Here is a 22507-nt window from a genome sequence, read left to right as displayed (position 1 = left end):
CCTGTCAGGTCAGCGGTTCTGGAGGCCGTTCTTCATCCGCTCGCGGGCGATCTCCTCGCGGCGCGTGTCGACGTTATCGCGAAGCGTCAGCAGCCCGGCCCGAACCTCTTTCACGGTCGACGCGTACGCTGTCCTGTCGATGAGGCCGTCGGGGTTGCCCGCATCCCATTTCAGCGCCCAGTCGATCGCCGCGATCCACTCATCCGGCTTCCCGGCTATATGTTCGTTGATCGGACGGCCCACCTGCTCGGTAAGCGCGTCGAACAATTTGCGACCGCTGCTATCGGGATTCTGTTTGGTGACGGCGATCAGGATGCGGTAGCGAAGTTGCCCCGCATACATCCAGTTGGCGGCTTCCTGCCCTCTCCCCTCGGCCAGCAGGCGGGCCGCGAGCACATAAAGCGCGGCGGGATGGAGTTTGGGCGCTGACGCGATGATCTCCTGATTGCTGAGCTTGCTAATGTCCCGCTCCTGAGCCGCGACGGGCTGGGCGAAGGCAAGGCCGAACAGAACGGACAAAGCGAGTATCAAGCGGGTCATACGAAGAAGCCTTTCAATTCAATCGATTTATGAGTGAGACGGACGGCGCTGGGCGATCCTTGGGGAGCGAAAGTCGTTTGTTTATTTTGCTCGATAGACTCAAAGAAACCAAGGATCGAGCGTCTTGCGACGTCTCAAGCAAGAAGAACGGCGATGGCAGCGGCTCGTGGCCCGCCTGAAATCCGGAGGATGGTGCGATGTTCAAGCGTTTGCTGGCCGGCCTGCGCAAAGAAGACCACAGGCCCCCGGATGCCCCCCCGAGCACCGCCGCCTTGCAGGACGAGATTGTGCGGAGCGTGGTCGCCGACCGGACGGACCTTCAGGACTTCGAATGGGATGACCGCGACTGGGTCCACATCGCGGTGAACACCGAATTGCTGGTCGAGGATGGACGAAGCTCCAGCACGCAGACAGCGGTGCTGGCGCGCAAGCCCGGCGGCGAGCTAGAGGATTTCGACTTCCGCCTGAGCATGGCCACGAAAGCGAAACTCCTCGCTCTGCGCGATGCGATGAGCGCCGGTGGACGCGATCCGTGGACGATCGTCGATATCACGATCGAGCGCGATGGCCGCTACGATTTCGCCTTCGGCTATGGCCCGCCGCCGCGCCTCAGCGGCGATCTGCTGCACGCTCCGCTGAAAGGCCTGCTGGAGCGCTACAAGGCGGAAAAGGGCCTGTCATGACGACGCGCGGCGCATGGTTTCGCGCGCTGATGCTGGGAACTTTCCTCCTCGCGCCGGCCGGCTCAATGGCTTTGGCCGGAGACGCCGAGCACGAGGCCTGCATGGAGAAAGCCGGCAACGCCGCGGTCGAGATGCTCGCCTGCCTCTCCAGCGGTTATGAGCGGGCGGACGCTGCGATGAACGCTTTATGGCAGCAGCTTCTGCCCGGTCTGCAGTCCCATGAGCGCGACGTGATGCGCGAGGCACAGCAGAACTGGATCGCCTATCGCGACACGACCTGCACCGCCGAAAGCGTTCTGTGGGAACAGGGCAGCGCCACGCCCGTGGCGCAGACCTATTGCCGGCTGCGGATCACGGTCGAGCGCCGCGAATGGCTTCGCAACATCCTTCTCCCCGAGGGCGGGAAGTAGCGTCGGAAAGGGCGGATTATGCTCCGGAAAATCGGTGTGATCCTCGGCGCGCTCGTTGCGCTTGCCGGCCTTGGAATGGTCGTCGGCGAACCGCAGGAAGAGGTCCGTACGCATGCCTTCCGGCCGGAATTGAGCGAGCCGGGCGCGGACGGCAAGACACCGTTGCAAAAGGCGCTTCTTGAAAATGATTACGGCGCGTTCCTGGGCCTGCTGAGGGATGGGGCCGACCCCAACGTTCGGGGCTGGCACGGAACCACGGCCATTCACCTGGCCGCCCAGCACGAGAGCACGCGCTACCTTGAAAAGTTGCTCGAGCATGGCGGCGATCCGAATGCGCTTGCCAGACGCCTGCAGCAGACCCCGCTCTTCAACGCGCTCGACGCACGGCGTCCCCGAAACCGCGATGTGCTGATCAAGCATGGCGCGAACATCGAACATGCGGACACATCGGGAAGCCGGCCTCTTCAGCATGCCGCAGCCATCCGAGATTCCGAGAGCGTGCTGCGCTTGCTCGCGTTGGGCGCAGATCCCACCGCCACCAGCAAAATCGGCGCGACGTTTCAATCCTCCTTTTTTCGCGGAGATCCCGGCATCATGACACGCGAAGGCGTGGGCCGACGCCGGACGGTCATCAAACTGCTGGAAGACCGAGGCATCCCGCTCGATCCGAATGCGGAACGCTTCCGCTGAGGCGCGAACGTTCAGGCGCTGCGCAAGCGGCAGAAATCGTCCGACAGGGCCGTGTCGAGGATTGCCTTACAGACAGAGAACGCGGGGGCATCCTGCGCGATCAATCCCAGCGTCAGGTCCGCCATCTGCTCCACCGGCACGAACGCCAGAGGGGTTGCGATCGGCACGAGCTGCGAGCCGGACCCCGCCTGCAGCGTGCTGAGAAGGCCGAACATGCGCCTGTCCCGCGTCGGGCGGCCGAGCGTGATGAGCCGGTGCTGCCCGGCCTCATTGGTGACGAGGTAGATGTGCCCGGACAGATTGGGCATCGAGACATGACCGGTCTGGGTGAAGGCGGTGTCGAGCCGCTCGGATTCCGCAAAGCGGAGATGGCCGGCAATATCGTCCCAGCAGATGCGCGTGCGATAGGCGAAGATCGCGCCCCGCGTGGTGAAGCTCGCCCGCAAGGTCACGTAATCCTGCTCGATCCAGCGGATCGCGGCACGGCTGTAGGCGCCCATCTCGTCCGGCGCCTGATCGGGATGGTTCGGCGGGGCGGAACCCCGCAGCTTTGTGCCGAGCGCCTCCTCCAGCCGCACGATCGTCGCGAGGGTGAAGGGGCGGCTGCCGGCCAAAGCCTTTTCCAGCGTCGACAGGCTGACCTTCGCCATGTCGGCCAGGGCCTGACGCGAGACGCGGCGCCGCGCCAGTTCCTCCCGCAGGCGGTCGGCGATGTGTCGTTCCTCGGCTCCGGATAGTTCCGACATGCTGATCCCCTGCGGCGCGGCTGCCGGACAAATCCGCACAAGCCCGCACAATCCGTCAAGTCCGTCCCTCGCCGCCAGACAAAGACGCCGCAGCCGGCCGAAAGTGCCGCCGATTGCCCGTGGCTGTGCGGCACCCCCAATGCCTAGTGAATAGGCTCCTGATCATCATGGAGTTCGCCATGCACGCTGTTCTTCCCTCCACCAATCTGCGGCGGGGGATCGTTCCGATCCTGAGCCTTCTGGTGGGCCTCGCCGCCCTTCTGTTCGTCACCGGCCGCCCCCTCGCCTCGGAGAGGGACAGCGATCCGGATGCCATCGGTTCCGGCACGCTGATGCTGCAGCCCAAGGGCGTGGCCACCGCAATTCCGGCCGTGAGGCTGGGGACCGACATGGAGGTGACGATCAGCGGCCAGATCGCCCGAATCCGCGTGACCCAGGCGTTCCGCAATATGGGCAACGATTGGGTGGAGGCGACCTATCTCTATCCGCTGCCCGAGGAAGGCGCGGTCGACAGCCTGAACATGGTGGTGGGGCAGCGCGTCATCGTCGGCCGGATCAAGCGCCGCGAAGAGGCGCGCGCGATCTACGAGCAAGCCAAGCAGGAGGGAAAAAAGGCCGGGCTCGTCGAATCCGAGCGCCCGAATCTGTTCCGCAACAGCGTGGCGAATGTCGGCCCCGGGGAGACGGTGCTGGTGGCGATCGAATATCAGGCCCCGGTGCGCCAGATCGGCGGCGAATATTCGCTGCGCCTGCCGCTGGTGGTCGGCCCGCGCTACGTGCCGCCGCACACCGTGACGGACGGCGCGGCCTTGGACGATGCCCGCAACGTCACCGCGCCGCTCGCCCATCCCGATCTCGGCAAGGCGCTCAATCCGGTATCGATCAAGGTCAGTCTCGCGCCCGGTTTCGTGCCGGCCGAGCCGGCGAGCCCCTATCATCGCATCGTGGTGGAGCAGGACGGGCCGCAGACGCGGACGATCCGGCTGGCGGATGGCGAGGTGCCGGCCGACCGCGATTTCGAACTGAATTGGCGCCCGGAAAGCACGCAGCCGACGCTCGGTCTGTTCAGGCAGAACGTCGATGGCCAGGCCTATGTGATGGCCGCCATCACCCCGCCCGCGGCCGCGCCAGCGACCCCCCTGCCGCGCGAGCTGGTCTTCGTGATCGACAACAGCGGCTCCATGGGCGGCGCCTCGATGGCGGCGGCCAAGGACAGTCTGCTCTATGCGCTCGGAACGCTGCGGCCGCAGGATCGCTTCAACATCATCCGCTTCGACCACACCATGACCCAGCTGTTCGACCGCAGCGTGCTGGCGGAGGCCGACCAGATCGCGCTGGCCCGGCGCTTCACCGAGGGCCTGGCCGCCGGCGGCGGAACGGAAATGCTGCCCGCGCTCGACGCCGCCCTTGTGGACGGAGCGCCCGACGACGCCTCGACCGTGCGCCAGATCGTCTTCCTCACCGACGGCGATCTGTCGAACGAGCGCGAGATGATGGCGGCCATTGCGGCCCGGGGCGGACGCAGCCGCATCTTCATGGTGGGCATCGGCTCCGCGCCCAACAATTTCCTGATGCGCCGCATGTCCGAGGCCGGGCGCGGCACCTACACCAATGTGGGCTCGGGCGAGGAAGTGAAGGCCAAGATGACAGCCTTCCTGGACCGGCTGAAGGCGCCCGTGGTGCGGGATCTGAAGGTGAGCGTCGACGGCACGTCGCTCGACCTGACGCCGACCCGCCTGCCGGACCTCTATGCCGGCGAGCCCCTGGTGCTTCTTGGCCGGGGCAAGGAGATTTCGGGCAGCCTGACCGTCTCCGGCACGATCGGCGACAAGGCCTGGTCCCAGCGCGTCGAACTGGCGGATGCCGCCGACAGCCCGGCCATCGCCAAGCTGTGGGCCAACCGCCGCATCGCCGAGATCGAGGCCCGGCGCTCGGCCAACGAGATGAAGACGGGCGACGCCGATTCCGCGATTGCAGATCTGGGCCTGAATTACAGCATCGTCACCCGGCTCACGAGCCTCGTCGCCGTCGATGAAACGCCGAGCCGCCCGGCCAATGCGGCGCTGAGGCAGGATGAATTGCCGCTGCTGCTGCCGGCGGGCTGGGATTTCGCGGCGCTGTTCGGCGGGCAGCCGATCCATGCGGACCGTTCCGACGCGGCCACGCCGCCTGCCGGCCAGTCCGAGAGCATGCGGCTGCCGAAGACCGCGACCGGCTATCTCACCATCATGATGCAGGGCCTGTGCCTTCTGCTGATCGGCCTGGCCGGCTGGTTCTGGCAGCGCCGACAGGTGGCGGCGTGAGCGCCCCCTCCCTCACAGACAATGAAGGACGCGCCCTCGGGCGCGTTCTTCGACAGGCATTGTTCCTGGCGATCTGTGTGGCCGGCATCGTTCTGATCGCACGTGGTGCGATGATCCCGGCCAAGGCCTTTCTTGCGCAGATCCTGCTGGACCGGGCGTTCGAGCGCAGCGTGATCGAGCAGCGTCCGGTCAAGCCGTGGAGCTGGGCGGACATGGCGCCTCTCGCGCGCGTTTCGGTGTCACGGCTGGGGGTCAGTCAGGTGATTCTGTCCGGCGGTTCGGACCAGGCCATGGCATTCGGGCCGACGCAATTGCCGACACCCGCAACCGGGGGCCGGGTGTCGGTACTGGCCGCGCATCGCGACACGCATTTCGCGTTTCTCGCCGATGCGAAAATGGGCGATGTCATCGACATGGAGCCGGTAGCGGCTCCGTCGAGCCGCTACCGCATCGTGCGTTTCGAGGTCGTGCACCGCGACCGCTTCGCTTTTCCGCGCGACCCCGCCGCGCCGCTGCTCGCACTCACCACATGCTATCCGTTCGGCACCGACGAACAGGGGCCGTGGCGGCTGGTCGCCTGGGCCGAACGGATGGTGTGAAGCGGGTTTGCCGTCAGGCCGGCAGCTCTTCCTCCCTGTCCGCCCGGCCGTTTGCCGGCGGCTTCGGCGCCTTCGCAGGCTCGGATACCGGCTTCGGACCGCCGACCGCTGCCGCGAGAAGCGCCTGCGTCGGATCCGAGCCCTTGAAGCCGGCCTGGGACAGGATCTCGTCGAGGATCGGCTTCTGTGCGGTGAAGTTCAGGAGCTGGCTCGACAGGTCCGACACGGCGTTGCCGTCGCTCCGGTGCCCGGGTGCACCGGATAGACCGCCGATGCCGCCGGCGTTGAAGATGCGGATGTCTGAGATCTTCTCGATCGGCTTCATGGCCTGTTCGAGCGCCTGCGGGATGATGTCGATGCGGGCGCGCGACAGCTCGAACTCGATGATCTCGGACGCCAGAGCGTTGCGTGCCTCATTGCGGGCGCGCTCGGCGCGGGCTTCGGCCTCACCCAATTCGATGACGCCCTGGGCGCGGATCTTGGCGGCTTCTGCCTCGGCCTCAGCCTGGATCTTGGTGGAGGCGGCGAGATTGGCGGCGGCCTCCAGCTCGGCTTCAGCCTTCACGGTGATGGCGGTCGCTTCCTGTTCGGCGGCCTTGCGGGCGTCGAGCACGGCGATGCGCTTGGCGCGCTCGGCGATCTCGACCTCGCGGGCGGTGATGACCTGTTCCTCCGCGGTCGTCGCAGCCGCCTTGGCCTCGTCGGCGCGGGCGCGGGCGGCCTGCTCTTCCTCGGTCTTCTGGGCCACGGCGATCGCGGCTTCGATGCGGGCGCTTTCCGTTACCTTGCGCGCCTCGGCCTCACGTTCGGCAATGCCACGCTCCGCTTCGATGCGGGCGCTTTCGCGGGCCTGACGCGTCTGCGCATCACGCTCGGCGATGCCGCGTTCGGCATCGAGGCGGGCCGTCTCCTCGCTGAGGCGGGCGAGTTGCTCGGCCTTAGCCGCTTCCGCCCGCGTCTCCGCGGTCTTGTTGGCGATGTCGCGCTCCTGCGACAGCTCCGCGTCGCGCTGTTCGCGCTCGATGGTCAGGCGGCGCAGGCTCGCCTCGCGATCCTTGGTGGCGATCTCCACCTCGTTGTCGCGCACGATCTGGTTGCGCTCGCGTTTGCGCTCCTCGGTGATCTTGGTGAGCGCGGTGAGACCCTCGGCATCGAAGGTGTTGTTCGGGTTGAAGTGCTTGATGTCGGTCTGGTCGAGCCGGGTGAGGGAGACGGATTCGAGCTCGAGGCCGTTCGACTGCAGATCGTGGGCCACGGCCGCCTGCACGGACTTCACGAATTCGGCGCGCTGCTCCTGAAGATCACGCAGCGACATGGTGGCGGCGACCGAGCGCAGACCGTCGACGAACTTCGCCTCGACCAGCGTCTTGAGCGCGTTCGCGTCGTTCGTGCGATCGCCCAGCGTCTGGGCCGCCAGCGCAATGTTCTCGGCATCCGGCTTCACGCGCACATAGAATTCTGCGGTGATGTCGGCGCGCATGCGGTCCTTGGTGATGAGGGATTCGTTCTCGGCGCGCTTGACCTCGAGGCGGAGCGTGCTGAGCGACACCCAGGAATAGGAGTGGAAGATGGGCAGGATGACCGAACCGCCGTCGAGCACCACCTTCTTGCCGCCGAGGCCCGTGCGCACATAGGCCTTGTCCCGCGTGGCGCGCGTGTAGAGCGACGTCATGATGACGCCGATGACCACGATCGCGACGATGATGACGCCGGCGATCAGTCCGAGCGAGAAGATGTCCATGCGGTTCAGCCCCCTTGATTGGCCGCCAGTTCGGGCGGCGCTGGAATTGCCTGAAAGAGGCCGTCGGCCCCGTCGGCGATGACGACAAGCGCACCGGTTTCAATGACATGGCCGGGAGCGGCCGTGGCGCGCAGGAGATGGATGTTGCCGTGGCCATCCCGCACCCGGACATTGCCGGGATGACCCTGATCGAGAGGCCCGAGCGTGACGGTGCCGAGCAGCCCGACGAGGTCGGACTGGCTGACGGCACTGGTTTCATCGCGCGGGATGATGCGCGCCACACCGCGGCTCGACCACCGCGTCACGGGCAAGGCCAGCGCGAAGCATGCCGGCACGGCAAAGAAAACCGGAAGCGGGGCCAGGATGCCGGAGGCGAGGGATTGCACCCCGAAGCCGATGGCGGCGAAGGCCGAGAAGAAGATGACGGCCAGGACCAGAAGCGGCACGCCACCGGCGTTCAGCCACGACATCCAGCCGCCGAGCAGGCCGGCATCGCTGTGGTCGGGACCGTGATAGCCGAGCCCATCATCGAGCAGGCCCGAGGCGGAGGCCCCGAGCAGCACCGACAGGATCTCGACCAAGCCCAGCCCGGCAACCACCATGAGCGCCAGCCAGAACGGCTCGGTGCCGGGCTGAACGAGCGCCTGCATCAGCGCTCGCCCTCGCGGAAGGCCTTCAGCCGAGCCTCGATCGCGTTCTGACGCTGGAGCTGGCCGAGCTCTTCGATTTCAGCCGCGCCGGCGACAGGCCGGGCCGGCCTGCCGGTGACCCTCTCGACCGCGCTCAGCGCATCGGCGAGACGCCGGTCGTTGCGTTGCGACGGTGTGACGTCGGCATGGCTCGCCGCCGCCTTTTCCGCACGCTGGGCGTCATCCAGCCGCTTCTTCGCGTCATCCCGGGCAGAGGCGACGGAGCGCAATGTCGCCTGCGCCTCGGCGATGTCGCCGGCATTTTCCGCGACGGCCCTGGACAGGGCTTCCCGCTGTGCTTCAAGGTCGATCTGGACGCCCGTGGCCGCGCGGGCCAGATCCTCGCGGCCATTGGCCAGCCCGACCCTGATCTTCTCATCGAGATCGCGGATCTCGGCGTCGATATCCTCGGCCTTCGATTTCAGCCGGTGGCCGGCGGCCACGGCAACGCCCAGCGCCGAACGCGCCTCGTCGGAGATCTTGTCGATCTCGCGCAAAGCCTGCTGCGCCACGGCAATGGGGTTCGCGCCTTCCGCGGCATCGACCGCATTGTTGACGACGCCTGCAATCACACGCCCCAGGCGCGCAAGGATACCTTCATTGGACATCGGTTCCTCCTTGTGTGGGTGGTGGCCGGCGTGAATGCCGGCGCACAATTCGATCGCATCTTCGGTGAACAGGAGCCGGGCTTCGGCGAAGTCGTTCCAGCCGGGATGGTAGCCGTTCATCGCGTAGGGAAGGATGACGCGGCCCTCCAGGGTGGCGATGCTGACGCTGTCGGGCCCCTTGATGGCGAACAGCTTGGCATCGAGCGGGATCGCCGTGATCTCGTCGCCGGCCCGGTGTCGCGCATGATCACGCAATGCGAGCGTGACGAGACGTGCCGGCAGGCCGGTTCTTTCCCGAATGAGGTCATAGGCCGCCTCGTGAAGGGAGACGAGATTTGCGCCCTGCGTCTGGTCGAGGAGCCGCATCGCCTCGCGATAGGCGGCCAAGGTGGCCCGCAGCCTTGCCCCGTCTTCCGGGGATGGGAGCAGAGTGAGCGACAGGGCGGACTGGAAACGTGAAGGCATGCTTCAAAGTTAAAGTACCCCTGCGGTGCTTTCAAGGGTTTGTGCCGCGAGATTGTCGCCGCAAGCATTCTCTTGAGAGTGCGGGCGGGCTTTCCCGAGTAGACGCTTCGCACCATTCGAAGCTTGGTGCTCGCGGCGAAACTATTTTCGCGGCCTCGCCCAAGGAAACGCAGGGGACGGGCCGTCTGAAGGACATCGCTTCCACGAAAAGGACCGGACGATGGACCTTCGCTTGTCTCGCACGCTCGCACTGGGCGCCGTTGTCGTGGTGCCGCTTGGCATCGCGCTTCTGGGCTACACCGCGCTGACGCAACCGCCGGCCGCCGTGGAAACGTCGCTGTTCGTGGAGAGCGCGCCGCCTCCTGCGGATCATACCGCCGACGCACAGAATCGAGCCGCGCCTCTCCCGGCGCCGACCGGAACCTCGAGGATCGCGGATTCCTCCTTTCGCGAACGGATGATTGCCCACCCCTCAGCGGGCGATAAATTCGCCGCCTTCGATGCCAATGGCGTGCAGGTCGTGGCAGAAAACCCGGTGTCGACCTTCTCGATCGATGTCGACACGGCGTCCTATGCCTATATCCGGCAGGCGCTGCGGCTGGGGCAGGCGCCGGCGCCCGATGCGGTGCGGGTCGAAGAGCTGATCAATTATTTCGACTATGCCTATGACGCCCCGGCGGAAGACGGCGCGCCATTCGCACCGAGCGTGGCGGTGACCCCCTCGCCCTGGAACGCCGGCAACAAGCTGGTGCATATCGGCATCAAGGGCCGGCGGATGGATATCGGCGCGGTGGCGCCCGCCAATCTGGTGTTCCTGATCGATACGTCCGGCTCCATGAATGCGCAGAACAAGCTGCCATTGCTGAAGCGGGCCTTCGGCTTGCTCATCAACGAGATGGGCCCGAAGGACACGATCTCGATCGTGACCTATGCCGGCTCGGCGGGCGTGGCGCTGGAGCCGACATCAGCGGGCGAGAAGGCAAAGATCCTCGCCGCGCTCGACGCGCTGAAACCCGGCGGATCGACCGCCGGCTCGGAGGGCATCGTCGCCGCCTACCGGCTGGCCGAGCAGGCCTTCATCAAGGACGGCACCAACCGCGTGCTCCTGGCAACGGACGGTGATTTCAACGTTGGCATCTCGGAGCCGGGCGGGCTGGAGCAGCTGATCGCCGACAAGCGCCGGAGCGGGATCTTTCTCTCGATCCTCGGCTTCGGCAGCGGCAATTACAATGATGCGGGCATGCAGGCGCTGGCGCAGGCCGGCAATGGCAACGCCGCCTATATCGACACCTATTCGGAAGCCCGAAAAGTCCTGGTGGAGGAATTAGGCGGCACGCTTCTGACCATCGCCAAGGACGTCAAGCTTCAGGTCGAGTTCAATCCTGAAACCGTGTCGGAATACCGGCTGATCGGCTATGAAACGCGGCTGCTGAACCGCGAGGACTTCAACAATGATGCGGTGGATGCCGGCGACATCGGCGCCGGGCACAACGTGACCGCTCTTTACGAGATCACGCCAAAGGGGGCGCAAGGCGCGGTCGATCCACTGCGCTACGAACGCCCCTCACCTCCAGCAGCGGCCGGAAATGCCGGCGAATATGGCTTCCTGAAGATCCGCTACAAGGCACCCGACGGCGATGTCAGCACGTTGATCGAGACGCCGATCTCGGTTGCGGGCGAGGCGGAATCGATCGGCGCGGCGACGGATGACACCCGTTTCGCCGTCGCGGTCGCGGCGTTCGGGCAGAAGCTGCGCAAGTCCGCCTATCTCGACAGGATGGACTGGGCCGAGATCAGGGCGCTTGCCCAATCGGCGCGCGGCGAGGACCCCACCGGCCGGCGCGCGGAATTCCTCCAGCTGATCGACGCGGCGGCTCAGAGCGGCAGCTGAAGAAAACGCCGCCGCAGGATTGCCTGCGGCGGCCTTCGTTCAGGGGCGAAGGATCATTCCCACCAGGCGATGTCGGTCAACTCGCCGCCGGCCTCAAGGGTCAGCGCTTCCTTGGCCGCGCCGGTCTTCACATCGACCGAGTAGAGCTTGCCGCCATGGGCGAGCCAGGCTTCGTTCTTGCCCTCGGACGCCACGATATTGAACGCGACAGGGCCGGTCGGCACCATGCCGAGCGATCCCACGGTGTTCAGCGTGCCATCGTTCGGCGGCGCCTGCAGCACGAGGGAGCCGGTGGCGTCCACATTATAGAGCTCGGTCTTCTCCGGCTTCTGGCCGTTGCGGGAATTGGTGTAGGCGCCCGCAACGATCTTCGGCGTCTTGCCCTCATTGGCATCGCCGGCCTTCCATTTGTGCGAGCCGTCGACGATGGCCTTGCCGTCGTCGACGTTGACGCGGAGGCTGGTGCCGTCGTCGGCCATGATGCGGAGGCGATCTGCGGCGGGGTTGAAGTCGACGGTCGCGGTAACGCCGCTCTTCAGGCCTTCGCTGAGCTTGGCCTTCTCGGTCGTCTTTCCGGTCGTCGGATCGATGGTGACGATCCGGTTGTCGGCGGTAACGCCGTAGAGCATGCCATCGGCCGGACGGACATCGATGCCCCAAATGGGCGCGTCGATCGTGACCTTGGCGGTGGACTTGCCCGAGGCCGGGTCGAGCAGGACGAGCGTGTCGTTGCCCACGAGGCCCACGAGCGAAGCCGCGGAGGCGGTGCCGGAAAAGGCGGTGGCGGCCAGAAGGGCCGAGGCGAGCAGAAGGTGCTTCTTGGTCATCATGGTCTCCCGATGAGTGCGAGGATCAGCCTCGATGAAGCGGTTACCCGCGAGCCCCCGCGATTGGATGCAGCCCGCCGAAAAGTTTTTGGATGCATCCGTTTGCCGATGCCGCGTGTATTGTGCCCGCGTGGCACGGAGGCGGGCGTGAGTTCGACGGCAGGTTTCGAGACGGCATTCGATCATGGCAACGCCATCGCCGCCTGCGCCCGGCAGGACACCGGCGCCTTTCGCCAGCTTTACGACCGGGAAGCGCCATCCATGATCGGCGTGGCCCTGCGCATCGTCCGCCGGCGTGATCTCGCCGAGGATGTCGTACATGACGCGTTCGTGCAGATCTGGCGCAAGGCGCATCTGTTCGATGCGGGGCTCGGATCGGGCCGTGGCTGGATGTACGCCATCCTGCGCAACCGGGCTCTCAACATGGTGCGCGACCGAAGCCGCGAAGACCTGGTCGATGGCGCCGATCTCGACATGCTGGTCGAGACGGGCGATCACGACGACGTCGTTGCCCGTCTGCCGGAGCGCGATGCCTTGCGGGTGTGCCTGGAACGGCTCGATGCGTCGCGGCGCGCCAGCGTCGTTCTGGCCTATGCGGGCGGCCTGTCGCACGGCGAGATCGCCGGCCGGCTGGGAGTGCCGCTCGGCACGGTGAAGGCGTGGATCAGGCGGAGCCTTTCAACCCTTCGGCAGTGCATGGCATGAGCGATCTCGACACCCGTGCCGGTGAATATGTGCTCGGCCTCGCCGATGCGGAGGAGGCCGCCGCCATCGAACGCGATCTCGCCCGCGATCCGGATCTGGCGCGCGCGGTGGCGGCCTGGCGGGAGCGCCTGCTGCCCCTCGATGCCGGGGCCGACCGCGTTGCCCCCTCGCCAGTTCTGTGGGAGCGCATTCACGGCAGCATCGGCGAGCGCCCGGTGGCCGTTCAGCCGCCGGCGTCCACCCGTCGCCTTGCCGACCTCTGGGCCAGTCTCGGCTTCTGGCGCGGCTTCGGGTTTGCCGGGGCAGCCGCCAGCCTTGGCCTCGGGCTGGGCCTCGGCGCCGCTCTGCTGCGTCCGGCACCCGCGCCCGTGGTCGTCGCCGTTCTGGAAGCGGCCGACCGAAGCCCGGGCGCCATCGTGGAGGCCTATGCCGACGGCAGCGTGCTGCTGCGGCCACTGACCGACCTGCCGGTGCCCGAGGGCAAGATCCTGCAGGTCTGGACCTTGTGGGACAGGGCGGTGGGGCCGGTGCCTCTCGGCCTGCTCGACGCCGCCCATGAGGCCCGGATGAACGCCGCGGGCCAGCCCGTTCCGCGGGGCCAGCAATTGTACGAGATCACGCTCGAACCCGCCGGCGGCTCTCCCACGGGCAAGCCGACCGGGCCGATCCTGCTCAAGGGACTGGCGACGACGCCGCTCTGATCGCGGGCGGGTTCGCTAGTGCGCCTCGTCCCAATTATCGGCGGCGCGCGCGTCCACCTGCAACGGCACGTCGAGCTGCACGGCCGGCAAGGGCGCCTGTTCCATCACGCGGCGCACCACCGGCAACGTGGCCTCCACCTCGTCGTCCGGCACTTCGAACACCAGTTCGTCGTGCACCTGGAGCAGCATGCGCGCCGACAGGCGCTCGGCCGCCAGCGCGTCCTCCATGCGGATCATGGCGCGGCGGATGATGTCGGCGGCGGTTCCCTGGATGGGCGCGTTGATGGCGGCGCGCTCCAGGAAGCCGCGCTCGGCCGGTGATCGCGCCTCGTTCAGGGGATAATGACATTTGCGGCCGAACAGGGTGCGCACGAAGCCGCAGGCCTTCGCCTCGGCCTTCATGCGGTCCATGTAATCGCGGATGCCGGGGAAGCGCTCGAAATATTTCTTGATGTAGGCGCCGGCCTCATCGCGCGGGATGGCCAGCTGGTTGGCCAGGCCGAACGCCGAGATGCCGTAGATGATGCCGAAATTGATGGCCTTGGCGCGGCGGCGCACATCCGACGGCATGCCCTCGATCGGCACGCCGAACATCTCGGACGCCGTCATGGCGTGAATGTCATGGCCGTTGGCGAAGGCCTCCTTGAGCTGCGGGATGTCGGCCATATGCGCCAGCACGCGCAGCTCGATCTGGGAATAATCGGCCGAGATCAGCTTGCGGCCGGGCTCCGCCACGAAGGCCTTGCGGATCTTGCGGCCGGCCTCGGTGCGGATCGGGATGTTCTGGATGTTGGGCTCGGACGAGGACAGCCGGCCCGTGGAGGTGGCCGCCAGCGAGAACGAGGTGTGCACGCGCTTCGTCTCGGGGTGCACGTAGGTCTGAAGCGAGTCCGTGTAGGTGCTCTTCAGCTTGGCGAGCTGACGCCAGTCGAGAATGCGGCGCGGCAGTTCGTGGCCGGCCTCCGCCAGTTCCTCCAGCACGTTGGCGCCGGTGGCCCAGGCGCCGGTCTTCGTCTTCTTCGCACCGGGCAGGCCCATCTTGCCGAAGAGGATGTCGCCCAGCTGTTTGGGCGAACCCAGATTGAAGCTCTCGCCGGCCAGCTCGAAGATCTCGGCCTCAAGCCCGCCCATCGTTTGCGCGAACTCGCCGGAGAGGCGGCTCAGCATCTGGCGGTCGATGGCGATGCCGTTGCGTTCCATGCGCATCAGCACCGGCAGAAGCGGACGCTCCAGCGTCTCGTAGACGCCTGTCATGCCTTCGGCCGCGAGGCGCGCCTTCAGCACGCGCCACAGCCGAAGGGTAATGTCGGAATCCTCCGCCGAATATTCCGACGCCTTGTCGATCGGCACGCGCGCGAAGCCGACGCGGGCTTTGCCCGTGCCGGTGACGTCGCGATAGGCGATGCAAGTGTGGCTGAGCCAGCGCTGCGCCAGCTCATCCATGCCGTGGGTGCCGCGCCCGGAATCGAGCGCGTAGGACAGGAGCATGGTGTCGTCGACCGGCGCGAGGTCGATGCCGTGGAGGGCGAAGACCAGCAGATCGTATTTGATGTTCTGGCCGATCTTGAGCACGGCCGGGCTTTCCAGCAGGGGCTTCAGGCGCTCCAGCACTTCCGCGAGCGGGATCTGGTCGGGCGCGAGGCCGCCGCCGAACATGTCCTGATCGCCGCTCTCATGGGCGATGGGGATGTAGGCCGCGAGACCGGGCTCCACCGCCAGTGAGATGCCGACGATCTCGGCGGCCATGGCGTCGAGGCTCGTCGTCTCGGTGTCGATGGCCACGCGCCCGCTTTCACGAGCGGCGGCGATCCATTGGTCAAGCCGGGCGAGATCGCGGACGATGTCGTAATGTTCGCGCGAGCAGGGCGCATCGCGGGATTCGGCGATGATCTTTTCGGCGAGGGATTGCGGGGTGTGGGCACCATCCGCCGCCTCCCCGTTCTTCGTGCCGGTGCCGCGCGAGACCTTTCCGCGCTCGAAACGGACGGGCGCTTCTTCCGCCCCCGCCTCGTCCTGCTCCGAGGCGGTCTGGGCGTAGCGGCCGCTGCCCGCGCGCAGATCCGGGTCGGGCTCGACGAAATTGGCGTCGATGTCGGTCGCTTCCGCGATGCGTTTGGTGAGCGTGGTGAACTCCATCGCCTTGGTGAAGGCGAGCACGCGCCTTGCGTCGAATTCCGGCACCTGAAGCGCGGGAAGGGTAATGTCGTGCTCGACCTTGCAGTCCAGCGTGACGAGGGTCTTCGACATACGCGCCTGCTCGGCGTGCTGGATCAGGTTCTCCCGGCGCTTCGGCTGCTTGATGGTGTCGAGCCGCTCCAGCAGATTGTCGAGCGATCCGAATTCCTGGATCAGCGCGGAGGCGGTCTTGATGCCGATCCCGGGCACGCCGGGAACGTTGTCCGACGTATCGCCCACGAGCGCCTGCACGTCCGTGACCTGTTCGGGCGGCACGCCGAAATAATCGATGACGCCCTGGATATCGATGCGCCTTTCCGGGCGATAGCCGGGGCGGCCCTTGGCGCCACTCTCGAAATCGTAGAAGCCGATCTTCGGCGTCACGATCTGCATCAGATCCTTGTCGGAGGTGATGACGAGAACGTCAGCGCCTGCCGCCTCCGCCTGGCAGGCATAGGTGGCGATGAGATCGTCGGCCTCGAAACCTTCCTTCTCGACCGGAATGAGGCCGAACGCCTTCACCGCCTCCCGCATCAGGCGGAACTGGGGAACGAGATCCGGCGGCGGCTCCTTCCGGTTGGCCTTGTAATCCGCATAGACGTCCTTGCGGAACGTCGCTTCCGACTTGTCGAAGACGATAGCGAGATGGGTGGGCCGGATGCCGACGGCGCCCTCGCGCACGAATTGATGGAGCTTGGTGCAGAACAGCCGCACCGCTCCGGTGGGCAAGCCGTCGGAGCGATAATTGTATTTCGCGTCCTGATTGATGGACTGGAAATAGGCGCGAAAAACGAAGGACGACCCGTCGACGAGGAAGACTTGATCGCCGGGCTTGATGGGCTGTTCGGTCATGCTGGGGAATATGATCGCTTCCCGCGCCAAGGGGAAGAACGGCGCGTCTGCGCCGGTTGATCCAGCGAGCCGCATGGGTATAAGGGCGGTGGAATTGCGGCGAACACCGTAAATCTACGACTAAGGTCTAAGGTACCTTCGTCATAGTATTGTCTACACTGCATACCAGAGCCGCGTGCCGCGCGGGGTCGAGTGATGCGGGTGTCCCGGTCCGGGGCGAAACGTCCGCTCAAATCCCTGGCAAACCGGTTCCCCGCGCAAAAAACAAAAGTCTAGGAGGAAGACGCGAATGTCTTCGGTTGAAACAACGTCTCAGCCCATCGGCGGTCGCTGGGTGCAGCTCGTCATCGGCATTGTCTGTATGGCCATGGTGGCCAACCTTCAGTACGGCTGGACCCTGTTCGTGAAGCCCATCCAGGAAGCTCACGGCTGGGAGCTTTCCCTCATCCAGGTGGCGTTCACGATCTTCATCGTGACCGAGACCTGGCTCGTTCCGGTCGAAGGCTGGTTCGTCGACAAGTTCGGTCCCAAGATCGTCGTCATCGTCGGCGGCATCCTCTGCGCGCTGGCGTGGATGGTGAATTCGATCGCGGATTCGCTCTTCCTGCTCTATCTCGGCGCAGCCCTCGGCGGCATCGGCGCGGGCGCGGTGTACGGCACCTGCGTCGGCAACGCCCTGAAATGGTTCCCGGATCGCCGCGGCCTTGCCGCCGGCCTCACCGCCGCCGGCTTCGGCGCGGGTTCGGCCATCACGATCATCCCGATCGCCAACATGATCGCCTCGTCGGGCTATGAGCAGACCTTCCTGGTCTTCGGTCTGATTCAGGGCGGCATCGTGCTGGTTCTGGGCTTCCTGCTGGCCAAGCCGAACACGGCGCTTCTGCCGAAGGCTGCCACCAGCAACCTGCAGACCCGCCGCGAATACGGCCCGATGGAGATGGTGAAGACCCCCGTCTTCTGGATCATGTACGCCCTGTTCGTGCTCGTGGCCGCCGGCGGCCTCGTGGTGACGGCGCAGATCGCCCCGATCGCCAAGGACTGGCAGATCGCGGACGTTCCGGTGTCCATGCTCGGCCTGACGCTGCCCGCACTGACCTTCGCTCTTGCCATCGACCGCGTGCTGAACGGCGTGACCCGCCCGTTCTTCGGCTGGGTGTCGGACCATATCGGCCGCGAGAACACGATGTTCATCTGCTTCGCGCTCGAAGCCGTCGGCATCGTCCTGATGTGGGAGTTCGGCCACGATCCGCTGCTGTTCACGCTGCTGACCGGTCTCGTGTTCTTCGCCTGGGGTGAGATCTACTCGCTGTTCCCCGCGACCTGCGCCGACACGTTCGGCTCCAAGTTCGCTGCGACCAATGCGGGCCTGCTCTACACCGCAAAGGGCACCGCCAGCTTCCTCGTTCCCGTTGCCAGCATCATGTATGAGATGAGCGGCTCCTGGGAGGGCGTGTTCTACGCCGCTGCCGCGGTCAACGCGATCGCCGCTGTGGTCGCCCTGTTCGTGCTGAAGCCGATGCGCGCCCGCACGATCCGCGACGCGCAGGCCGAAATCGCCCGCACGCCTTCGATGCAGCCTGCCGAATAATCTTGGCTCTCAAAGAATGAAACGGGGCGGTGAGCGCAGGCTCGCCGCCCTTTTTCGTCCGGCCCGCTCTATTCCGCGGCGGCCGGAAGGCCGTTTCCGCGCGGCCGGTCGATGTGGAAGGCCGCCGGCCGTTCGAACATGAACCGGCCCCGGCCCGTGCGCTGGATGACCAGATAGAGGACGAGCGGCGAGAGCGCCGCAACCAGCCAGACGATCACCGACATCCAGCCGATGTCCGGGATGATGCCGGTCTTCAGCAGCAATGTGCGGGTGACGGCCATCGGGAGGAAGAAGGCCAGATAGATGGTGATCGAATGCTCTCCGGCGAAGCGGACCAGCGTGCCGAGCCGCGCACGCGACAGAAGCGCCGCCAATGTGATGACCGCGCAGGAGCCGAGGATTCCGAGAAGAAGCGACATTCCCGGCAGCGTCGCGATCCCAAGCCCGATCGACAGCGCGTTGATGGCCGCCCAGGCCGGCAGACCGAGGAGAGCCGCCACAGGCTGGGCCTGAACCCGACGTGCCAAAGCGAAGAAGAATGGCGCGCCATACCAGCCGACGACGAAGAAAAAGAGCCGCGCGGCGAATTCGTCGATGACGATCCAGCCCGTGTGCAGACCGGACATCTGCAGGCCGGCGGCGGCCATCAGCACCGCCCAGCGCGGCGTGTGGCGCAGCAGCTTGGCGGTGACGAAGAAGATCGGCAGAAGATAGATGAACCACAGCGTGCCGAACGGTTCGACCAGCGCCAGGAGAAGTTGCTCCGCCACCGCGCCGAGGCCTTCCTCCAGCGCGAGGCCCGGCCATTTGAACGCGCCCTGTATGAGCACCCACAGCACATAGAAATAGAGGAAGTGCACCACCTTGCGATCGAGGTAAGTCCGCCAGTCGCGGTCGACGACGCGCGCAAGGAACAGGCCCGAGAGCAGGAAGAAGTCTGGCATGCGGAACGGGCGGGCGAACTCCACCACATGATGCATGAAGCCCGTGCCGCCGGCGGCCTCCCCGACGCCCAGGGTGGAATGCATCATCACGACCAGGAGGATGCAGATGCCTTTGGCGTAATCCACCCAGGCGACACGTTCGGAGGTGCTGGCAGAAATCGGCATTGTGGCGAACCTGGAAAATTCGATGCAATCTAGCGGCGAATGCCCGTTCGCGCGGGAAAATCGGGAAACGAGGTTTACGCTGATTGCACGCTTCTTATTTGTACTTTTTTATGAGAAGCTCGCATCTTGCGTAATTTTACGGGGTCGCGCATAACGCAGCCGCAGATATTTGGCTGGGGTTGAGACAAATGAGTGTGCGCATCGGCGACATCGCGCCTGATTTCGAGCAGGAATCCACGGAAGGCCGCATCCGCTTCCACGAATGGGCCGGCAACAATTGGGTGGTCCTGTTTTCGCATCCGAAGAATTTTACGCCCGTGTGCACGACCGAGCTGGGTGCCGTCGCCAAGCTGAAGCCGGAATTCGACCGCCGGGGCGTCAAGGCGCTCGGTCTGTCGGTCGATCAGCTCGCCAATCACGGCGCGTGGGCCGACGACATCGAAGAGACGCAGGGCGCGCGGCTCAACTTCCCGCTCATCGCCGATGCCGACAGGACCGTCTCCGACCTCTACGGCATGATCCACCCGAATGCGTCCGACACGATGACGGTGCGTTCGGTGTTCATCGTCGATCCGAACAAGAAAGTGCGCCTCACGCTGACCTATCCGGCCGCGACCGGGCGCAATTTCGATGAAATCCTGCGCACGATCGACAGCCTGCAGCTCACCGACCGTCACAGCGTGGCGACGCCCGCCGATTGGCAGAGAGGCGACGACGTGATCGTGGCGCCCAGCCTCTCGGACGAGGCCGCGCGCGAGAAGTTCCCGAAGGGCTGGAACACACTGAAGCCCTATCTGCGCGTGACGCCTCAGCCGGGCGAGTAAGGTTCCCGCATAACGGCGCTCACCGACGCCGTTATGAACCGTCCCGCTTTTCTCCCGCCGCTCGCGCCCTATCTTCGCGGGCTTGGTGGGAGACGAGCGATGAGTGACGTCAGAATGGAGCCCGGTCTCCGCGATGCGGCGACCGCCAATGATCTGGAAACCCGCTTCCGCAAGGTGCGCGCGGTGACCGAAGAGCTCTCGCTGGGCCTTCATCCTGAAGATCAGGTGGTGCAATCCATGCCGGATTGCAGCCCCACCAAATGGCATCTGGCCCACGTTTCCTGGTTCTTCGAAACGTTCATTCTGGTGCCGCACCGCCCCGGCTACGAGGTGCTGCACCCGCAATTCGCGTTCCTGTTCAATTCCTATTACGAGGCTGCCGGCGCGCGTCATAACCGCTTTGAACGCGGACTCATCACGCGCCCCACGGTAGCGGAAGTGGGTGTCTATCGCGATCACGTCACCGCGGCGATGAACTCGCTGATGGACGAAGCAGACGAGGAGCTTTGGACAAAGATCGCGCCGCTCGTGGAGATCGGGATCAACCACGAGCAGCAGCATCAGGAATTGATGCTGATGGATATTCTGAACCTGTTTTCCTGCAACCCGCTGCGGCCGGCCTATCGCCCCTGGAAACCGGCACCGGCGCGCGCGGTCGAGGATGTGAGCTGGTTCGATTTCCCGGGCGGCATCTTCGAGATCGGCCATGACGGCGCGGGCTTCTCCTACGACAATGAAGGGCCGCGCCACGAGGTGTTGTTGCGTCCGTTCCGGTTGGCGTCCCGCCCCGTTTCCAATGCCGACTGGATCGCCTTCATCGAAGACGGCGGCTACGGCCGCCCGGATCTGTGGCTCGCCGATGGGTGGGCGCGGGTGAAAGCCGGTGAATATTCCGCACCCTATTACTGGGAGAAGACGAGCGAGGGCTGGGAGGCCATGACCCTGTCCGGCCAACATCGCGTCGACCCCTCGGCGCCGGTCGTCCATGTCAGCTATTTCGAGGCGGATGCCTTCGCGCGCTGGGCCGGGAAGCGGCTGCCGACCGAAGCCGAATGGGAAGTGGCGGCACAGGATCTGCCGAAAACGGGCAATTTCATGGGTTCCGGCCTGCTGCGCCCGGTGGCGGCGGCCTATGAGGACCGGCCGGCTCAGATGTTTGGCGATGTGTGGGAATGGACGGCGAGCCCCTACACCGCCTACCCGGGATATCGCCCCGCGCCCGGCGCGCTCGGCGAATACAACGGCAAGTTCATGTCCGGCCAGATGGTGCTGCGCGGCGGCTGTTGCGCGACGCCGGACGGGCATATCCGCGCGACCTACCGCAATTTCTTCTACCCTCATCAGCGCTGGCCGTTTGCCGGACTGCGGCTGGTGGACGATAGCTGATGGGCCGGCACGAACCCGCCGACCGCCAGCAGGCCGGGATGGAACACAGCGCGTTCGCCAGCGATGTGATCGAGGGTCTGCGCCGGCCGCAAAAAGCCATTCCCGCCAAATATTTCTACGATGCGGAAGGCTCGCGGCTGTTCGACCTGATCTGCACGCTGCCGGAATATTACCCGACGCGAACCGAGACAGGCATTCTGCGCGAGGGCGCAAGCCGCATTGCCGCTCTGGCCGGACCGGATGTCGCTCTGGTGGAATTCGGGTCGGGTTCCAGCGAGAAGGTGCGCATCCTGCTCGACGCGCTCGAAAATCCTCGGGCCTATGTGCCCATCGATATCAGCGTTCAACATATGCTCGCGGCCGCGGATGCCTTGCGGGCGGATTATCCGGGGCTCGACGTGCTGCCCCTCGCCGGTGATTTCACCCAGCCGATCATCCTGCCTCGGCAAATCGGCACCGCTCGGCCGCTCGGCTTCTTCCCGGGATCGACGATCGGCAATTTGACGCCGAACGAAGCACGCTCATTTCTTGCGCAGGCGCGGGAAACACTTGGGGAGGAGGCACTCTTCGTCCTGGGTGTCGATCTGAAGAAGGATGTCGCGGTTCTGGAGGCGGCCTACAACGATGCTCAGGGCATCACCGCAGCCTTCAATCTCAATCTGCTCCGGCGCATCGGCCGGGAGCTTGGAGGCGATATCGATGTCGACGGGTTCCGCCATCGCGCCGTCTACAATGCCGAGCAAAGCCGCATCGAGATGCATCTCGAAAGCCTGGGTCCCCAGGCGATCCGGGTCGCCGGACTGGAATTCACTTTCGAGGCGGGTGAAACGATCCACACCGAGAATTCCTACAAATACGCGCCCGACGAGGTCACCGCTGTGGCCGCCGGTGCTGGCTGGAAAACCGCAGAGGTTTTGACAGACTCTGAGGCAATGTTCGGAGTGTTCTGCCTGCGCGCCGGCTGAACATTCCGAA

At 65.6% G+C, this 22507-nt stretch carries 20 protein-coding genes; 12 read left to right on the top strand and 8 right to left on the bottom strand.

Features of this window, described 5'->3' with window-relative positions; genetic code table 11:
• Positions 1–9 precede the first annotated feature (9 nt).
• Positions 10–540: a hypothetical protein gene (locus ACQ6S1_RS10225; RefSeq protein WP_445041074.1), complete on the bottom strand. Its 531-nt coding sequence runs from the start codon at positions 538–540 to the stop codon at positions 10–12.
• Positions 541–737: 197 nt separating this feature from the next.
• Between ACQ6S1_RS10225 and ACQ6S1_RS10220 the strand changes: the two genes are divergently transcribed.
• The 3 genes from ACQ6S1_RS10220 to ACQ6S1_RS10210 are packed head-to-tail and all read left to right on the top strand — an operon-like array spanning position 738 to position 2323.
• Positions 738–1223 (top strand): hypothetical protein, encoded by a 486-nt coding sequence (locus tag ACQ6S1_RS10220; RefSeq protein WP_445041073.1) that lies wholly within the window; start codon positions 738–740, stop codon positions 1221–1223.
• A complete protein-coding gene (locus ACQ6S1_RS10215) occupies positions 1220–1633 on the top strand; it encodes a lysozyme inhibitor LprI family protein (protein ID WP_445041072.1) in 414 nt (137 codons plus the stop codon). Before ACQ6S1_RS10220 ends, ACQ6S1_RS10215 begins: the two co-directional genes overlap by 4 nt.
• Positions 1634–1651: 18 nt before the next feature.
• A complete protein-coding gene (locus tag ACQ6S1_RS10210; RefSeq protein ID WP_445041071.1) occupies positions 1652–2323 on the top strand; it encodes an ankyrin repeat domain-containing protein in 672 nt (223 codons plus the stop codon).
• Between the two features lie 11 nt (positions 2324–2334).
• Here ACQ6S1_RS10210 and ACQ6S1_RS10205 read toward each other — a convergent pair whose 3' ends face one another.
• Positions 2335–3069, bottom strand: coding sequence for a helix-turn-helix domain-containing protein (locus tag ACQ6S1_RS10205; protein WP_445041070.1), 735 nt, complete (start codon positions 3067–3069; stop codon positions 2335–2337).
• A 179-nt stretch (positions 3070–3248) separates the two neighbouring features.
• Between ACQ6S1_RS10205 and ACQ6S1_RS10200 the strand changes: the two genes are divergently transcribed.
• Both ACQ6S1_RS10200 and ACQ6S1_RS10195 read left to right on the top strand, forming a co-directional pair.
• The gene (locus tag ACQ6S1_RS10200; protein ID WP_445041069.1) at positions 3249–5372 is read left to right on the top strand and encodes a marine proteobacterial sortase target protein; all 2124 of its coding nucleotides are present in this window, start codon (positions 3249–3251) and stop codon (positions 5370–5372) included.
• A complete protein-coding gene (locus tag ACQ6S1_RS10195; RefSeq protein ID WP_445041068.1) occupies positions 5369–5971 on the top strand; it encodes a sortase domain-containing protein in 603 nt (200 codons plus the stop codon). Before ACQ6S1_RS10200 ends, ACQ6S1_RS10195 begins: the two co-directional genes overlap by 4 nt.
• Positions 5972–5984: 13 nt before the next feature.
• Here the strand turns inward: ACQ6S1_RS10195 and ACQ6S1_RS10190 are convergent, their stop codons facing one another.
• From ACQ6S1_RS10190 to ACQ6S1_RS10180, 3 genes are read right to left on the bottom strand one after another with little or no spacing between them, the layout of a single operon-like run.
• Positions 5985–7712, bottom strand: a complete 1728-nt coding sequence (locus ACQ6S1_RS10190) for a flotillin family protein (protein WP_445041067.1) — start codon at positions 7710–7712, stop codon at positions 5985–5987.
• 5 nt (positions 7713–7717) lie between these two features.
• The gene (locus ACQ6S1_RS10185) at positions 7718–8362 is read right to left on the bottom strand and encodes an OB-fold-containig protein (protein WP_445041066.1); all 645 of its coding nucleotides are present in this window, start codon (positions 8360–8362) and stop codon (positions 7718–7720) included.
• Positions 8362–9474, bottom strand: a complete 1113-nt coding sequence (locus ACQ6S1_RS10180) for a PspA/IM30 family protein (protein ID WP_445041065.1) — start codon at positions 9472–9474, stop codon at positions 8362–8364. The genes ACQ6S1_RS10185 and ACQ6S1_RS10180 overlap by 1 nt, the downstream gene beginning before the upstream one ends.
• 220 nt (positions 9475–9694) lie before the next feature.
• Between ACQ6S1_RS10180 and ACQ6S1_RS10175 the strand changes: the two genes are divergently transcribed.
• Complete coding sequence (locus ACQ6S1_RS10175) at positions 9695–11365, top strand: vWA domain-containing protein (RefSeq protein ID WP_445041064.1); 1671 nt, start codon at positions 9695–9697, stop codon at positions 11363–11365.
• A 53-nt stretch (positions 11366–11418) separates the two neighbouring features.
• On the opposite strand, the gene ACQ6S1_RS10170 is transcribed toward ACQ6S1_RS10175, so the two are convergent.
• Positions 11419–12195, bottom strand: coding sequence for a DUF4394 domain-containing protein (locus ACQ6S1_RS10170; protein WP_445041063.1), 777 nt, complete (start codon positions 12193–12195; stop codon positions 11419–11421).
• Positions 12196–12339: 144 nt separating this feature from the next.
• Here ACQ6S1_RS10170 and ACQ6S1_RS10165 point away from each other — a divergent pair, with 144 nt between their 5' ends.
• Together ACQ6S1_RS10165 and ACQ6S1_RS10160 are read left to right on the top strand one after the other, a co-directional pair.
• Positions 12340–12897, top strand: coding sequence for a sigma-70 family RNA polymerase sigma factor (locus ACQ6S1_RS10165; RefSeq protein ID WP_445041062.1), 558 nt, complete (start codon positions 12340–12342; stop codon positions 12895–12897).
• The gene (locus tag ACQ6S1_RS10160) at positions 12894–13598 is read left to right on the top strand and encodes an anti-sigma factor (RefSeq protein WP_445041061.1); all 705 of its coding nucleotides are present in this window, start codon (positions 12894–12896) and stop codon (positions 13596–13598) included. The genes ACQ6S1_RS10165 and ACQ6S1_RS10160 overlap by 4 nt, the downstream gene beginning before the upstream one ends.
• A 15-nt stretch (positions 13599–13613) precedes the next feature.
• Here the strand turns inward: ACQ6S1_RS10160 and polA are convergent, their stop codons facing one another.
• Positions 13614–16625: a DNA polymerase I gene (gene polA / locus ACQ6S1_RS10155; protein ID WP_445041060.1), complete on the bottom strand. Its 3012-nt coding sequence runs from the start codon at positions 16623–16625 to the stop codon at positions 13614–13616.
• A gap of 289 nt (positions 16626–16914) precedes the next feature.
• On the opposite strand from polA, the gene oxlT reads away from it, so the two are divergent.
• Complete coding sequence (gene oxlT / locus ACQ6S1_RS10150) at positions 16915–18213, top strand: oxalate/formate MFS antiporter (RefSeq protein WP_445041059.1); 1299 nt, start codon at positions 16915–16917, stop codon at positions 18211–18213.
• Positions 18214–18281: 68 nt separating this feature from the next.
• Here the strand turns inward: oxlT and ACQ6S1_RS10145 are convergent, their stop codons facing one another.
• Positions 18282–19322 (bottom strand): acyltransferase family protein, encoded by a 1041-nt coding sequence (locus ACQ6S1_RS10145; RefSeq protein WP_445041058.1) that lies wholly within the window; start codon positions 19320–19322, stop codon positions 18282–18284.
• 188 nt (positions 19323–19510) lie between these two features.
• Here ACQ6S1_RS10145 and ACQ6S1_RS10140 point away from each other — a divergent pair, with 188 nt between their 5' ends.
• The 3 genes from ACQ6S1_RS10140 to egtD all read left to right on the top strand — a co-directional run bounded on the left by ACQ6S1_RS10140 (position 19511) and on the right by egtD (position 22497).
• The gene (locus ACQ6S1_RS10140; protein ID WP_445041057.1) at positions 19511–20146 is read left to right on the top strand and encodes a peroxiredoxin; all 636 of its coding nucleotides are present in this window, start codon (positions 19511–19513) and stop codon (positions 20144–20146) included.
• 99 nt (positions 20147–20245) lie between these two features.
• Positions 20246–21532 (top strand): ergothioneine biosynthesis protein EgtB, encoded by a 1287-nt coding sequence (gene egtB, locus ACQ6S1_RS10135; protein WP_445041056.1) that lies wholly within the window; start codon positions 20246–20248, stop codon positions 21530–21532.
• Positions 21532–22497: an L-histidine N(alpha)-methyltransferase gene (gene egtD / locus ACQ6S1_RS10130; protein WP_445041055.1), complete on the top strand. Its 966-nt coding sequence runs from the start codon at positions 21532–21534 to the stop codon at positions 22495–22497. Before egtB ends, egtD begins: the two co-directional genes overlap by 1 nt.
• Positions 22498–22507 lie beyond the last annotated feature (10 nt).

It is taken from the genome of Terrihabitans aquatilis (genome assembly GCF_052542005.1).
This window is presented reverse-complemented; position numbering and strand designations above follow the sequence as displayed.